This window comes from Alloalcanivorax xenomutans (assembly GCF_900217905.1).
Lineage (GTDB): Bacteria > Pseudomonadota > Gammaproteobacteria > Pseudomonadales > Alcanivoracaceae > Alloalcanivorax > Alloalcanivorax xenomutans.
In genome coordinates this window covers 1-13,425 of sequence record NZ_OBMO01000037.1, presented here as the reverse complement: position 1 = coordinate 13,425, position 13,425 = coordinate 1, and the positions used below count along the sequence as shown (strand labels likewise).

General features: G+C 63.6%; 10 protein-coding genes. 3 read left to right on the top strand and 7 right to left on the bottom strand.

What is annotated here, in order from left to right; translation table 11 throughout:
* Window positions 1–128 precede the first annotated feature (128 nt).
* On the bottom strand, window positions 129–410 hold the full coding sequence (locus CRO06_RS19690; RefSeq protein WP_244902865.1) for an addiction module antidote protein: 282 nt from the start codon (window positions 408–410) through the stop codon (window positions 129–131).
* 139 nt (window positions 411–549) lie between these two features.
* The gene (locus CRO06_RS19685) at window positions 550–1,914 is read right to left on the bottom strand and encodes a Fic family protein (RefSeq protein WP_097059218.1); all 1,365 of its coding nucleotides are present in this window, start codon (window positions 1,912–1,914) and stop codon (window positions 550–552) included.
* 325 nt (window positions 1,915–2,239) lie between these two features.
* Between CRO06_RS19685 and CRO06_RS19680 the strand changes: the two genes are divergently transcribed.
* Window positions 2,240–3,751, top strand: a complete 1,512-nt coding sequence (locus CRO06_RS19680; RefSeq protein WP_097059217.1) for a fumarate hydratase — start codon at window positions 2,240–2,242, stop codon at window positions 3,749–3,751.
* A 61-nt stretch (window positions 3,752–3,812) separates the two neighbouring features.
* Window positions 3,813–4,649 carry a hypothetical protein gene (locus CRO06_RS19675; protein WP_143247782.1) on the top strand — a complete coding sequence of 279 codons (837 nt, stop codon included), beginning with the start codon at window positions 3,813–3,815 and terminating at the stop codon, window positions 4,647–4,649.
* Window positions 4,650–4,769: 120 nt separating this feature from the next.
* Here the strand turns inward: CRO06_RS19675 and CRO06_RS19670 are convergent, their stop codons facing one another.
* From CRO06_RS19670 to CRO06_RS19650, 5 genes are read right to left on the bottom strand one after another with little or no spacing between them, the layout of a single operon-like run.
* Window positions 4,770–7,595, bottom strand: coding sequence for an FAD-binding and (Fe-S)-binding domain-containing protein (locus CRO06_RS19670; protein ID WP_097059216.1), 2,826 nt, complete (start codon window positions 7,593–7,595; stop codon window positions 4,770–4,772).
* Window positions 7,592–8,263: a LutC/YkgG family protein gene (locus CRO06_RS19665; protein ID WP_097059215.1), complete on the bottom strand. Its 672-nt coding sequence runs from the start codon at window positions 8,261–8,263 to the stop codon at window positions 7,592–7,594. Before CRO06_RS19665 ends, CRO06_RS19670 begins: the two co-directional genes overlap by 4 nt.
* Window positions 8,260–9,699: a LutB/LldF family L-lactate oxidation iron-sulfur protein gene (locus CRO06_RS19660; RefSeq protein WP_022995855.1), complete on the bottom strand. Its 1,440-nt coding sequence runs from the start codon at window positions 9,697–9,699 to the stop codon at window positions 8,260–8,262. Before CRO06_RS19660 ends, CRO06_RS19665 begins: the two co-directional genes overlap by 4 nt.
* Window positions 9,696–10,517 carry a (Fe-S)-binding protein gene (locus CRO06_RS19655; protein ID WP_055099644.1) on the bottom strand — a complete coding sequence of 274 codons (822 nt, stop codon included), beginning with the start codon at window positions 10,515–10,517 and terminating at the stop codon, window positions 9,696–9,698. The genes CRO06_RS19660 and CRO06_RS19655 overlap by 4 nt, the downstream gene beginning before the upstream one ends.
* A 13-nt stretch (window positions 10,518–10,530) precedes the next feature.
* A complete protein-coding gene (locus CRO06_RS19650; RefSeq protein WP_026949869.1) occupies window positions 10,531–12,222 on the bottom strand; it encodes an L-lactate permease in 1,692 nt (563 codons plus the stop codon).
* Between the two features lie 223 nt (window positions 12,223–12,445).
* Here CRO06_RS19650 and CRO06_RS19645 point away from each other — a divergent pair, with 223 nt between their 5' ends.
* Window positions 12,446–13,207 carry a GntR family transcriptional regulator gene (locus CRO06_RS19645; RefSeq protein WP_055099646.1) on the top strand — a complete coding sequence of 254 codons (762 nt, stop codon included), beginning with the start codon at window positions 12,446–12,448 and terminating at the stop codon, window positions 13,205–13,207.
* Window positions 13,208–13,425: the final 218 nt, after the last annotated feature.

Genomic DNA, 13,425 nt, shown 5'->3' with positions numbered 1-13,425 from the left:
ATTGAGGCTTCCTCGAACAGGCCTGATACATAGATGCCACCGGGTAGCCATGTTCAAGGCAGGGTTGACAGCAACGGGCGAGTCCATACATAGGAACTGGCCCTGCTGGCGAACAGAGAGGGAAGGGATCAGCGAGGTTTTACCGTCATATCAATACCCAGTGCCCTCATCACCGCCAGCGTGGTTTTGAGCGTCGGGTTGCCTTGCTGGCTGAAGGAGCGGTAAAGCTGTTCGCGGGACAGACCGGTTTGCCGGGCGATTTCCGTCATGCCTTTGGCGCGGGCTACCACGCCCAGTGCATGGGCAATGTAGCCGGCATCGCCGGTGGCGAAGACTTCCGCCATGAAAGTGGCGATCGCGGTTGGAGAACCGAGATCTTCCGCCGGATCGTAAGGGGTTAATGCATCCACGTTTTTCTCCATTCCCGGGCCCGCCAGCGTTTTTGAATACATCGGTTTGTCTGATTTCCAGAACAGATTGTGGTTTATAAATCACAGGTTGGCAACATCCTTTTGAACCCGGGGCCTCGCGGCGGCTTTTGGGAACGGGCTACTGAACGTCGCGCCAGCGTTGATAATCCTCGCGGGTGACACCGAGGCCGGCAAGGCGCTGTGGCGACAATTCCCGGATATCTTCCTCCAGGTCTTCGAAGTAGGCGTTGCGGTCGTTTTCGGGGACAGCCCGGGCGGCTTCCTTGAGACGGGTGGTCAGCGCAGCGCCGGAGAGACGTTCCAGAATGATCTGGCGTAGTACATTCCGGCGTTGTGCGCGGTAGCGTACCCGTATGGTGTCCACGCCCAGCGCTTCGGCGGTGGCGTCGTATTCCTGACAGCCGCGCAGATAGGAGGCGCGGTACAGTTCGATCAGGGGGCGGGGATCGTTCAGTTCATAGACGGCCAGCATGGCGGACGCGTAGTCGTCCTTTTCGATGGCATTGAACGACAGCGGTACCCGGTTGCGGGTAATCAGCGGAATGTTGGCGGCAAGACGCGAGGTGCGCTTGTTGACGTCGGTGAAGGCCTGCAGATAAGCCACGTGCAACAGCAGGAACAAACTCTGCTCATAGGGTTCCTGGATCGCCATGGCCTTTGCGGTGATGCCGCGCAGGCGGCGTTCCAGGGTGGTGGGGTTGTCCAGGGGGATATAACTGGACGCGCCGACTCGCACGCCATGATCCCTGATCTTGCCGGAATGGGGAGGGGGCACCAGCCCATCGGACAGAAGGTAATGTAACGTGCAGATCTCCTCGTAGCTGGGCTCCATATGGCCGGCTCGCTCCACCAGGTAACGGATCGCTTCTTTATGATTGAGGATCATCACGGCTTCCTCATCGAGCTTTCCGGTGGCGCCGGTACCTTCCAGAAGCAGGCGTTGTGTCTCGATCAGCGAGTAGGTGTTTCCCTCCAGCCGGGATGAATGGTAGGACAGGTCAATCAACAGCCGGTTATAGATGCGCCGCGCATAGGTGCCAGCGGGCTCGGGAGTGTCGGTACGCCGCCCCTTGTCGGTCAGAATGTCGATGTCGGCCTGGCTGAAGTAGCGGCTGTGGTTGGGTTTGTATTCTTCCAGCCAGTCGCCGTTATAGCTCACCGGACGGCGATCGAGCAGTGGCCGCCGCACCCGTTCAAGTGTCTGACGGGCACCGTCACTGAAAGAGAAGAACACAGGAGGCTCTGGCTCACGGATTTCCGCTGCCGTGCTTTCGGCCAGACGGTATCGAGTGCCGCGCTTTTGTCCGCTTTTGACAACAAGCCCTTGTTCGACCAGTTGGCTCAGCCAGCGCCGTGTTGAACGCTCGGCGAACCCTTCGGGCAAGTGTTCAAGAATCTCCGGCAGGCTGGCCGGCGCCGACAGCTTCCAAAGGACATCCAGTATCTGGTCTGCCTTGGTGTGATTGCGGATATATTGGGACATCGGATTTGGCCGTATAAGTATTTATACGGCCATTATGAGAGAGATACGGCCAAATTCAAGGCCAAAGTGGCGCTTTTTTGGCCGTATCTTGTTTGACGGCCGAACCCCATTCGCTGCCAAGGCAGCTTCCCACAGCGGCTTTGTAGCCCGGTCTGTAGAAGCGAGCCCTGCTGGCGAATCTTTTTGGCGCTGTGCCCCATTCGCCAGCAGGCTGGCTCCCACAGCGACCGTGTAGCCACCTCAAGCGTCATGGCCTCGTGCCGTGGAGCCACGCCCGGCCATGGGCTATAATGCGCGCCCCCTCGTTCCAGCCAGGAGTGCCCCAATGACGGTGATTCGCCAGGACGATCTGATCCAAAGCGTGGCCGATGCCCTGCAGTACATCTCCTATTACCACCCCGTGGACTTCATCCGCGCGGTAAAGGAAGCCTACGAGAAGGAAGAGAGTAAGGCGGCCAAGGACGCCATGGCGCAGATTCTGGTGAACTCGCGCATGTCCGCCATGGGGCACCGCCCGATCTGCCAGGACACCGGTATCGTCACCGTGTTCGCCAAGGTCGGCATGAACGTCACCTTCGAAGGCGACATGTCTCTGGACGACATGATCAACGAAGGTGTGCGCCGGGCCTACAACCACCCGGACAATGTGCTGCGCGCCTCGGTGCTGGCCGATCCGGATGGCAAGCGCGCCAACACCAAGGACAACACCCCGGCGGTGATCAACTATTCCATCGTGCCCGGCGACACCCTGGAAATCGACGTGGCCGCCAAGGGCGGCGGTTCCGAGGCGAAGTCCAAGTTCGCCATGCTCAACCCGTCCGACTCCGTCGTCGACTGGGTGCTGGAACAGGTGCCGAAGATGGGCGCCGGCTGGTGCCCGCCGGGCATGCTCGGCATCGGTATCGGCGGTACCGCCGAGAAGGCCATGCTGATCGCCAAGGAATCCCTGATGGATCCCATCGACATTCACGAGCTGCAGGCCCGTGGCCCGCGAACCCGGGCCGAGGAACTGCGCCTGGAGCTGTTCGAGAAGGTCAACGCGCTGGGCATCGGTGCCCAGGGCCTGGGGGGTCTGACCACGGTGCTGGACGTGAAAGTGGCGGATTATCCGACCCACGCGGCCAACAAGCCGGTGGCGATCATTCCCAACTGCGCCGCCACCCGCCATGCCCACTTTATTCTCGACGGCAGCGGCCCGGCGGACCTCAAGGCGCCGGACCTGGAAGAGTGGCCGGATATTGCCTGGGGCAATGACGAGGGCGCCAAGCGCGTCAACCTGGACACCGTGACCCCGGAAGAGGTGCGGACCTGGCAGCCCGGCGACACGCTGCTGTTGTCCGGCAAGCTGCTGACCGGCCGTGACGCCGCCCACAAGCGCATGGTGGATATGATTTCCAAGGGCGAGAAGCTGCCGGTGGACTTCACCAACCGCTTCATCTACTACGTCGGCCCGGTGGACCCGGTGGGCGACGAAGTGGTGGGCCCGGCTGGTCCGACCACCGCTACCCGCATGGACAAGTTCACCCGTACCATGCTCGAGGAAACCGGGCTGATCGGCATGGTCGGCAAGGCCGAGCGTGGCGACACCGCGATCCAGGCGATCAAGGACAACAAGGCGGTTTACCTGATGGCCGTGGGCGGCGCCGCTTATCTGGTGTCCAAGGCGATCCGCAAGTCCCGCGTGGCGGCTTTCGAGGACCTGGGCATGGAAGCGATCTACGAATTCGAGGTGGAAGACATGCCGGTGACCGTGGCGGTGGATTCCAACGGCGAATCGGTACACAAGACCGGCCCGGTGATCTGGAAAGAGAAGATCGCCGCCAAGAAGTCGGCGTAATCCCGCCTCGCTTCCGCCCCGGGGGGAACCTCTCGGGGCGGGACGCGTCAGACAGACCACTATGAATACTCTTGCGTTGTCTCGATGGGGGGCACTGGCCTTGTGCGCCCTGCTGCTGGGTGGCTGCGCCGGTCTGCGGCAAACCGCCGGCGGCTGGCTCGGTCTGGCGCCGGCGCCGGCCACGGTGGCCGGTCTGGACTATGCCACCCAGAAACGATTGGGGGTAGCGGAGTTGGCCTGTGATGAGCTGGCCGCGGCCTGGCGGGAGGACCGCTGGCTGCCCGGCGACGAGCGGGCGCGGTTGATCGCCCGCTGCGGCGCCCGGGTGCGCCGGGTGCTGGATGCCCGTGAACAGGATCAGGAACTGGATCGTTTGGTGTCCGAGGCCTGGGATGCCACCATTCAAGCGCGGCTGGAACGCGAACGGCGGGAGCGCCGCCGCGAGCAGGTGCGCCGTGCCATTGCCCAGGCCCGTGAAGAGGCCGAGGCCCGCAACGATTCCGCCGCCGAGGATGCCCTGGCGCAACTGCGCGAACGGATGGCGGACGCGCATATCCTGCAAGTGCTCAGAGAAGTGCCGGACCAGCCACTGGCCTATGCCATCGGGCAGCCCTCGGAACGCTCCATGAAGGAATTCCTCTCCTGTCTCGAAGTGGCCTATCCCAATGAAGGCTATGAGATGCAATGGGAGGGTGACAGCCTGTCGGTGCGCGCGCTCAACGCCACCATGCCCCGGGGCGACGTGGATATCGATACCCAGTTCGTCAGTGTCTGGAACACCTGGATGCTGCAATCCCTGAGTGTGGCCGAACTGCGGGCCACCAACGCCCAGGACCGCTTCATGCTGGCCCAGAACCTGGTGGCGGGGCAGTGTTATGACGTGGATGGGCGGTTGTAGGGCGTCGCGCGCTCTGTGGGAGCCAGCCTTGCTGGCGAATTGGCTTGGGCTTGGGGCATTCGCTTGCAGGCAAGCTCCCACAGCGGCTTCGCAGTTGGGTCCGTAGGGGGCTAGCTCCTATCAGGGCCGCGCCGTGGTCGCCCGGTCCACCAGATACACCAGCCCGTGATAATCAATGCCGCCATGATGGCTGAGACCGATCTCGCAGGTGCGGCTGGTGGAGATGCCCTCGTCACAATGCCGCACGGTGTCGCGCAGATCGCGCAGGGCGTGGGCGTTGAGTTCCGGGGTGGTGAAGCCTTTGTCCCCGGCGAAGCCGCAGCAGTGAATCCCTTCCGGTACCACCACCTCCCGGGCGCAGCGGCGGGCGATATCGATCAGACCGGTGCTCTCCCCAAGATGCTGCGTACTGCAGGTGACATGCACCGCCACCGACGTGTCCAGCGGTGAAAACGTGAGCCGGGGGTACAACTGCTCGCGAATGAACTTCACCGGATCATAGAGTTTCAATCGCTTGTCCAGAGGGCCTTCCGTCAGCCGCAAAGTGCAGGGGCTGGTGTCGCAGTAAATCGGATCCTCGCCATCGCGGCTGGCTTTCAGCAGCGCCGCCGCCAGTTGGTCCCGTTTACGGTCGCCTTGTTGCGGATAGCCTTTGGAGGCGAACGGCTGGCCGCAGCACAGGCTGTCCAGATCTTCCGGGAACACCACCTCGAAGCCCGCCTTTTCCAGCAGCGCCCGGGTTTTGTCGATCAGCGGCACCTGCTCCCGGTCGTTCAGCGACGGCCCCATGGCGCGGGAGACACAGGCGGCCAGATAGACCACGCGCGGACGCTGCCCGGCGGAAAGATGGTGATGGCGGGGCAGGGAGGTGGCTTGCGGCATGGCCGGCGTCCACATCGGGATGCGGTCGCCGGACAGCCGCCGCAGGCCATTGGCAAGCGTTTGCAGCCGTTCTCCGCCGAGCAGTTTTTGCGCGGTGGTGGCGCCGCGCAAAGTGATCCGGGTGGCGCCGAGCGCGCCGCTGAAATGATCGGCCAGCCGGTCGGCGGTGCCGGTGTGCCGGGCCTGTCCGGCTCTCAATTCACGCACCAGATCGCCGGTGTTGATGCCCACCGGGCAGCGCTGGGCGCACAGGCCGGTGGCCGCGCAGGAATCAATGCCGCGATACAGATAGTCGTTCCAGAGCGCGGTGGCGCCGGCTCCGTCGCGGCGTTTGGCCTGAATGTCCCGCCATACCACGATGCGCTGGCGCGGTGTCAGGGTCAGGCCGCGGGAAGGGCACACCGGTTCGCAGAAGCCGCACTCGATGCACTTGTCGACGATCTCGTTGGCGGCGGGCAGCGGCTTGAGATGTTTCAGGTGAATGCGCGGGTCCTCGGACAACACCACATCCGGGTTGAGGATGCCGGCGGGGTCCAGCAGCCGTTTGATTTTCCACATCAGTTGATAAGCGTCGCGGCCCCATTCCAGCTCCACGAAGGGCGCCATGTTGCGGCCGGTGCCATGCTCGGCCTTGAGCGCGCCGCCGAAGTCTTCCGCCACCAGTTTGGCCACGTCGCCCATGAAGGCTTCATAGCGTTGCACCTGGGCCGGGTCGTCGAAGCCCTGGGTGAACACGAAGTGCAGATTGCCTTCCAGGGCGTGGCCAAAGATGATCGCTTCGTCATAACCGTGTTTATCGAACAGGGTGAGCAGGCCGCGCACGCCATCGGCGAGTTGTTCCACCGGGAAGGTCACGTCCTCGATGATCACCGTGGTGCCGGTGGGCCGCACCGCGCCCACCGCCGGAAAGGTGCCTTTGCGGATGGCCCAGAGTTGTTCGTTCACCGCCGCATCGGTGCTGAAATCCACCTGCTTCTCCACCGCGAAGGCGGCGAGGGCCTGACGAATTCCTTGTAACTGTTCCAGCAGCAGGGTTTCGGCGGCGGCGCGGGATTCGATCAGCAAGGCGCAGGCGCCATCGGACAGGCCCGGCACCCAGCCGGGCATGCCCGGCTGGTCCTGTACCGAGCGCAGGCTGCGGCGGTCGAGCAATTCCACCGCCGACACCGGTTGCTGCTTCAGCACCGGCACCGCCCGGCAGCAGGTGTCCACGTCGGGGAACACGATCAGGGCGCTGGCCCGGTGCGGGTACTCCGGCACGGTGTCGTAGGTGACCGCGCTGATGAAGCCAAGGATTCCCTCCGAGCCCACCATCAGATGGGTGAGAATATCCAGCGGATCGTCGTAATCCACCAGCGCGTTCAGGGACAGGCCGGTGGTGTTCTTGAGACGGTATTTGTGACGGATGCGGCTGCTCAAGGCGTTGTCGGCGCGCGTCTCCCGGCCCAGTGCCGCCAATTGTTCGAGCAGGGTGGCGTGACTTTGCCGGAAGCGCCTGACGCTGTCCGCGTCCTCGGTGTCGAGCACGGTGCCGTCGGCCAGCACCAGGCGCATGCCGGCCAGGGTGTGGTAGGTGTTCTGGGCGGTGCCGCAGCACATGCCGCTGGAATTGTTGGCGACGATGCCGCCGATCTTGGCGGCGTTGATGGACGCCGGATCCGGGCCGATCTTGCGGCCCAGCGGCGCCAGCCAGGCGTTGGCCTGGGCGCCGATGACGCCGGGTTGCAGGCGGATCTGTGCGCCGTCGTTGCGAATATCCCGGCCGTTCCACTGGTCGCCCAGCACGATCAGCACGGAATCACTGATCGCCTGGCCGGACAAACTGGTGCCGGCGGCGCGGAAGGTCACTGGCACCGCGTGTTCGCCGGCCAGCGTCAGCAGCGCCACCACTTCCGCTTCCGTTTCCACCCGGACCACCAGTTTCGGTATCAGACGGTAAAAGCTGGCGTCGGTGCCGAACGCCAGAGTGGACAACGGATCGTCGAAACGCCGTGAGGCGGGAATCAGGGTTTCCACCGCCCGTAGAAAAGGGGCGGGCAGCGGGCCATGGTCGGCAGCGGTCATGCGTCCTCCAGAATCAGTACCACCAGGTCCTTGGGGCCGTGGGCGCCGTAGGCCAGTACCTGCTCGATGTCGGCGGTCTTGGACGGGCCGGAAATCAACAGCGCGTTGGTGGGCATGCCGGCGCGCCAGTTCAAGGCGCGCTGGGCTTCATAGAGATTGTCATGGATGGTGCTGGCGCGCAGTAGCGCGAAATGCACCGGGGGCACCAGACTCATCAAGCGCGGTTCGTGGCGGTCCGGGCACAGAATCAGACTGCCGGTGGCGGCGATGGCGCCTACCGTGCCGGTGAGACTGGCCGGGGTGTCATGGAACAGCTCGTGTTTCCACTCTTCCACGGGCCGGTCGTAGGCGTGTAACGCCGGCGCATCGGAACGGCGCTGCCAGTGTTCGCTCAATTGCCGGCCATGATCGGTCTCCGGTGCGATCAGCAGACGTGTCAGCTGCTTTTCGTCGAGCAGGGTGGCCAGCAGGTCCGGCCATTGCGTCTGGCTGGTGAGATGAATTTCCGTGCGCACCGCTTCCATTAATTCCCGCAAGCGGGCAATGCGCTGCTCCGGCGGATAGCGCCAGGGTTGGGTGACCAGCGTCTCGTCGAAATCGTCCGGCAGCGGTTCGGTGCCGGCCAGGCTGTGCCGGAGTTTGTCGAGAATGCGGGCTTTGGCGCTCATCGGGGCTGCTCCAGATGTTTGCGGGCCAGTTCATGCAAGGAACGGGCGGCGGGTTTGGGGGCGCCGCGGTGCTCGGTCCAGGGGCCGAGACGGGAGGGTGTCAGCGCGCGCAAGCGGGTGGCGAAGAAGCGGAACAGCCGGTACAGCAGCGGGCGCGTGTACAGCGTGCGCCAGAGCTTCCAGACGGTGCTCTCCAGTGCCGAGTATTTGCTGCCCTGGCCGCGCATCACCGCGTGCCCGGGGTCCGGACGGGACACGTTCTCTTCGCGCAAGCGCCGCAACAGCGATGGAATCGGAATCCGCACCGGGCAGACCTCGCCGCAGGCGCCGCACAGGGAAGACGCGCTGGGATGGTCCGGCACTTTGTCCAGGCCGACCAGGTGCGGGGTGATGATGGCGCCGATGGGGCCGGGGTAGACCTCGCCATAGGTGTGGCCGCCGACACGGGTGTACACCGGGCAGTGATTCATGCAGGCGCCGCAGCGGATGCAGTTCAGGGTCTGCCGCAGTTCACCGTCGGCGAAGGCCTGGCTGCGACCGTTGTCGAGCAGCACCAGATGCACTTCTTCCGGCCCGTCGCGCTCGCCGGCCTGGCGCGGACGGGAGATCATATTGATGTAAGTGGTGATCGGCTGCCCCAGGGCGGAGCGGGTCAGCAGTGACAGCAGTGGCACCACATCGCGCAGATGGGCCACCACTTTCTCGATGCCGGTGACGGCGATGTGCACCTTGGGCACGGTGGTGCTCATGCGGCCGTTGCCTTCATTTTCCACCAGTACCAGGGTGCCGGTTTCGGCCACCGCGAAATTGACGCCGGAGACACCGATGTCGGCGTCGAAGAATTTTTGCCGCAGTATCCGGCGGCCAGTCTGAATCAATTCGTTGACGTCGCGGGTGTAGGGTTCGCCCAGTTCCCGTTCGAACAGCCGGGCCACCTGATCGGCGTTCTTGTGGATCGCCGGCATGATGATGTGGGAGGGCTTCTCGTGGTCGAGCTGAATGATGTACTCGCCCATGTCCGATTCCAGACACTCGATACCGTGGTCGGCGAGGACATGGTTCATATCCATCTCCTCGCTGACCATGGACTTGCCCTTGATCACCTGTCTGGCCTGACGGCGCTCGGCGATGTCGAGGACGATGCGATTGGCCTGCTCGGTGGTTTCCGCCCAGTGCACCTGGACGCCGTTGGCGGTGAGATTGCTTTCCAACTGTTCCAGCAGGTCCGGCAGCCGGGACAGAGCGCGGGCGCGGATGTGATTGCCCAGGGTGCGCAACCGTTCGCGCTCGTCGGCGTCGCTGAAGGCGGCGGCGCGCTTCTCCATCAGCGAGTCCATGGCACCGCGAAAATTGCGTCTGAGTTGGGCGTCCCCCAGTGCATCGTGGGCGCGGCTCTTGAATTCATCCCGTAGCGGGATGCGCGCGGGCTGGCTCATGGCTGGCCTCCGGTGCGTTGCCAAAGAAAGCTGGCCAGGTGCTGGCCTTGCAGGGGCGCCCGCTGTTTTTCCAGGGCGCCGTTGATGTTCATCAGGCAGCCGGCGTCCGCGCTCACCACGCGGGCGGCGCCGCTGTCGCGCAGGGAGCGGGTCTTGTCCGCCACCATGGCGCCGGAAATATCCGGCATGCGCACACAGAAAGTGCCGCCGAAACCGCAGCATTCGCTTTCGTGATCATGATCCACCCGGCGTACTCCGGACAACTGATCGAGCAGAGCGCGGCCGTGATGGTGAGTGTGCATTTCCCGGCGGGCGCTGCAGGAGGTGTGCAGGGCCACCTCGGTGGGCGGGCCCTGATCGTGCAACTCAACCCGGCAAACATGCAGCAGGAACTCCGCCAGTTCATAGGTGCGTTCCGCCACGGCCCTGGCCCGTGCCAGGGTATCGGGCTCGCCGGCGAACAGCTCCTGGTAATGATGGCGGAACATGCCGGCACAGGAACCGGAAGGCACCACCACCGGCCAGTCCTGGTCGAACAGCGCCAGCTGCGCGCGTGCCACTTCGCGTGCCTGATCGGTGTAGCCGCTGGTATAGGCCGGCTGGCCGCAACAGCTCTGCGCCTGGGGGAAAACCACCTGAATCCCCTCCCGTTCCAGCAGCCGGATGGCGTCCATGCCGGCCTCCGGGAAAAACAGATCCACCACGCAGGTACCGAACAGATAAATCCGCTCGGGTTTGTGCTCCGGGTAAGTCCGGGGCGCGGCGGCCGGCTCGGCGACGCGGGTGGCCTGGGGAACGAAGGTGCGGGGAGCGTTCATGGCGGCTATTCCTTCATTGAACCAACGGATCGGTGATACCGAGGAGGTAGAGCGCCACCAGGGCGACCAGTCCTGTCATCATCACATAATAAAACGTCGGCCAGATGGTTTTGCGCAAAGTCGCCCCTTCCTGACCGAGCAGGCCGACGGTGGCGGAGGCAGCCACCACATTGTGGATCGCCACCATGTTACCGGCGGCGGCACCGACCGCCTGGGCCGCCACCACCATGGCGCCGGACAGCCCCAGGCTGTGGGCGACGCCATACTGAAACTGGCTGAACATCATGTTACTGACCGTGTTGGAACCGGCCAAAAAAGCCCCCAGCGCGCCCACGGCGGGCGCGAACAGGGGGTAAATGCCGCCGACGCTATCCGCTACGTAGCGGGCCATGGCAATCGGCATGCTAGGCAGATCCGAGGCGTTGACGCCGGAGTTGATCAGAATCCGCACCATCGGCACGGTGAACAACAACACGAACCCGGCGCTGAGCAGAACGCCGGAGGATTCCTTTACCGCCGCGCCCAGGGCGGCGGGTTTCATGCGGTGCAGGAAAAAGGTGATGGCCACCACCGTGACCAGGATGCCGCCGGGCAGATACAGCGGTTGGACGTTGGCGCTGATGCCGGCTTCTCCGAGCAGGTCGCTGCAGCCGATGGCCACGCTCTTCAACGCCGCGCCGATTTCCGGGAACACCCGGCTGATCACCAGCAAAACCCCGACCAACACATAGGGCAGCCAGGCGCGCAGGGTGCCCATCGGGCGGCCGGTCAAATCCGCCACCTTGATTTCCAGGCTGCCCAGCCACTGCCGTGGCCAGTGCTCGCGGTCGGCGAAATCCCATTGCTGTTTGGGGACCAGGAAGTTCAAACGAATGGCGGCGGTGACGATGGCCAGGCCGATCAGGCCGCCGAGCAGGGACGGGAACTCCGGCCCGAGCAGCAGGCCGGTGGCCAGATAGGGCAGAGTGAAGGCAAGGCCGGCGAATAACGCGAACGGCAGTACCTCGAAGCCGGCTTTCCAGCTTTTTTCCTTGCCGAAGAAACGCGTCAGCATCAGTACCATGATCATTGGCATGACGGTGCCCACCAGGGCATGGGTGATAGCCACGCCACTGGTGATCTGCTGCAGGAACTGCTCCCAGCTGGAACCGCGCTCGGTCAACTCACGGCTCAGGGCGGCGCTGTCCAGGCCGCTGGTGACGCCGACCACGATGGGCGTGCCGACGGCGCCGAAGGAAACCGGGGTGCTTTGCACCAGCATGCCCATCAGCACCGCCGCCAGGGCCGGGAAACCGATCGCCACCAGCAAGGGCGCGGCGATGGCGGCGGTGGTACCGAATCCGGAGGCGCCCTCGATGAAACTGCCGAACAACCAGGCGATGACGATGGCCTGAACGCGGCGGTCCGGGCTGAGCGTGGTGAAGCCCTTATGAATCACGGCAATGGCGCCGGAATGCTTGAGTGTGTTGAGCAGCAGCAACGCACCGAAGATGATCCACAACAACCCCAGAGTGATCACCAGCCCTTGAAGCGTGGAGGCGAGCAGGCGGTTGAAACTCATGTCCCAGACCAACAGGGCCACCATGGCGGAGAACAGGTACACCACCGGCATGGCGCGACGGGCCGGCCAGCGCAAGCCGATCAAAAGTAATGCGGCAAGGACGATCGGGGAGAAAGCGAAAAGAGCAAGCAGGCCGGGTTGCATGGCGCGATAGTCTCCTGGGTATTGTTGTTTGCATCGTCGAAAAGGTTTGTGTAAATTGGTCTTACCGATTAGCCAAAATGAAAAACTAGCCTAAAAGCTGATCCCTGGTGCGTCAAGACAGGGATCGGTAAGACCTTTGTCTATTCATTGTGGATAGTGGGTGGTGTGGAGATGTGGAACGTCGTAGGATTTCTTAATTGGTAATACCAATTTGAGAGGTGGCATGAATACGGGACAAGTCCGTCATCGGCGACTTTCCGATGAAATCGTGGAGAAGTTGGAAACGATGATTCTGGAGGGCAGTTTCAAGGCCGGAGAACGCTTGCCGGCGGAACGTGCCCTGGCGGAGCAGTTTGGTGTATCGCGGCCCTCCCTGCGTGAAGCGATTCAGAAGCTGGTGGTGCGGGGGCTGCTGACCAGCCGCCAGGGCGGCGGTACTTTCGTGGCGGAGCAACTGGGCTCCACTTTCAGTGATCCGTTACTGCATCTGCTGGAAAAGCACAGCGACGCCCAGCAGGATCTGCTGGAATTCCGTCATACCCTGGAAGGGGCCTGCGCCTATTACGCCGCGCAGCGGGCCACGGAACTGGATCGCCAGCGTCTGCGCGATGCGTTCGAGACCCTGCATCGTTGCTATAGCGACGCCAAGGTGGCTCGCGCCGAGGAAGGCGCCGCCGATGCCGCCTTTCACCTGGCCATTGCCGAGGCCAGTCACAATGCCGTGCTGCTGCACACCATTCGCGGCCTGTTCGAGCTGCTCAAACACAATGTGGTCACCAACATTGGCGGCATGTACGAACAGCGGGATGAAACCCGTGACATGCTGCTGGCCCAGCACCGCCAGCTTCTCGACGCCATCCTTGAACAGCGCGCGGAGGATGCCCGCGCGGTGGCGCAGAATCACATCAGCTACGTGCGCGAAGTGCTCGATGAAGCACGCCAGCAGGCGCAGCGGGTGGAGCGGGCGGAGCGCCGGCGGCGTTGAGGGCCCGGTAGTGGGAAGCATGCTTGCAAGCAAGCTCCCACAGCGGCTTTGTAGCGCAAGCTGTGGGAGCCAGCCTGCTGGCGAATGCGGCCTCTGATGTGGGGTATTCGCTTGCAGGCAAGCTCCTATGTATGGACTCGCCCGTTGCTGTCAACCCTGCCTTGAACATGGCTACCCGGTGGCATCTATGTATCAGGCCTGTTCGAGGAAGCCTCAAT

Excerpts from the sequence above, each read along its gene's own strand:
- CRO06_RS19685 (WP_097059218.1), bottom strand. The coding sequence starts at position 1,914 with ATGTCCCAATATATCCGCAATCACACCAAGGCAGACCAGATACTGGAT.
- CRO06_RS19680 (WP_097059217.1), top strand. The coding sequence starts at position 2,240 with ATGACGGTGATTCGCCAGGACGATCTGATCCAAAGCGTGGCCGATGCC.
- CRO06_RS19675 (WP_143247782.1), top strand. The coding sequence starts at position 3,813 with ATGAATACTCTTGCGTTGTCTCGATGGGGGGCACTGGCCTTGTGCGCC.
- CRO06_RS19670 (WP_097059216.1), bottom strand. The coding sequence starts at position 7,595 with ATGACCGCTGCCGACCATGGCCCGCTGCCCGCCCCTTTTCTACGGGCG.
- CRO06_RS19665 (WP_097059215.1), bottom strand. The coding sequence starts at position 8,263 with ATGAGCGCCAAAGCCCGCATTCTCGACAAACTCCGGCACAGCCTGGCC.
- CRO06_RS19660 (WP_022995855.1), bottom strand. The coding sequence starts at position 9,699 with ATGAGCCAGCCCGCGCGCATCCCGCTACGGGATGAATTCAAGAGCCGC.
- CRO06_RS19655 (WP_055099644.1), bottom strand. The coding sequence starts at position 10,517 with ATGAACGCTCCCCGCACCTTCGTTCCCCAGGCCACCCGCGTCGCCGAG.
- CRO06_RS19650 (WP_026949869.1), bottom strand. The coding sequence starts at position 12,222 with ATGCAACCCGGCCTGCTTGCTCTTTTCGCTTTCTCCCCGATCGTCCTT.
- CRO06_RS19645 (WP_055099646.1), top strand. The coding sequence starts at position 12,446 with ATGAATACGGGACAAGTCCGTCATCGGCGACTTTCCGATGAAATCGTG.